The sequence below is a fragment of the Clostridium tarantellae genome (assembly GCF_009295725.1).
Lineage (GTDB): Bacteria > Bacillota > Clostridia > Clostridiales > Clostridiaceae > Sarcina > Sarcina tarantellae.
In genome coordinates, this window is the sequence record NZ_WHJC01000527.1 from 1 (window position 1) to 1,139 (window position 1,139).

The window sequence follows — 1,139 nt, forward strand, 5'->3', positions numbered from 1 at the left end:
TTGTAACCACAATCACAAACATAAACCCTATGAGAAAGTTTTAAATCTTTCTTAATACATCCACATTCATGACATAGTTTACTGCTAGGATAGAATCTATCTACAACCCTTAATTCAATTCCATTCCAATTGCACTTATTGGTTAGTTTAGTTCTAAATTCAAAGAATTTTTGTTGTGATACTGCTTTGGATAAATGCCTATTTTTCATCATTCCACTAATATTTAAATCCTCAATAGTTATATGAGAAGGTTTGGTTTTCACTAACTCACTTACTATTTTATTTATATAATCTATTCTTATATTAGTTAGTTTTTGATGTAAAATTTGTACCTTAACTATTTGTTTTTGAATATTTTGTCTAGTAGCATTTCCTCCTTCTTTTTTATTTCTAATTTTTAAACTTTCATATTTCCTTGAAAGTTTTCTTTGTTGCCTTTTAAGGCTTTTCTCTAACTTTTTAGCTTTTTTAGTTTTATTAATATTCTTATAAGCTTTACCATTACTACATATAGCAAAGTCTTTAATACCCAAGTCCAACCCTATTCCTTCACTATATTCTAAGCCTATATTATTAGTATTTATATTTTCTTCAACCAATATAGATACATAATATTTATTAGCTTGTTGACTTACTGTTCCACTTTTAACAACAGAATCCAAAGGAATATATCCGAATTCTTTTAATCTCATCCATCCTAGAGTTGGAATTTTAACCCTATGTCTTTGTATAGTCCAATCTGTTTTATTATTTTTAGGGAAATAAACCTTAACATCTTTGTTCTTTTTCTTTTTAAACCTAGGGAACTTAGATTCCCCTTTAAAAAACCGTTTAAAAGCTTTTTCTCCATTCATAATAGCCTGTTTAACAGCTTTTGATGATACACTTTTAATCCAAACTTTATCTTCATTGTTAGGAATGTATTCATTATTCAACCATTTTGAAAAATTCATTCCAGTTACAAACTTCTTTTCTTTCTCATAAACTTCTTTATTGTAAGCTAAGTAAAAATTATAAATGTATCTACATATACCAATAGTTTCATGTATTTTAGTTGTCTGTTTTTTTGTAGGTTTCACCTCTATTTTGTATGCTTTTAGCAATTTCTTCATCCTCCTCTATCTTCTTTTTATACTTTC

The 1,139-nt window shown here is 27.0% G+C and carries 1 protein-coding gene; it reads right to left on the reverse strand.

The annotated features are described in order from the left end of the window. Nucleotides 1-1,112, reverse strand: a 1,112-nt coding sequence (locus tag GBZ86_RS16105) for an RNA-guided endonuclease InsQ/TnpB family protein (RefSeq protein ID WP_207707476.1), incomplete at its 3' end; no start/stop codon positions are given. Nucleotides 1,113-1,139 lie beyond the last annotated feature (27 nt).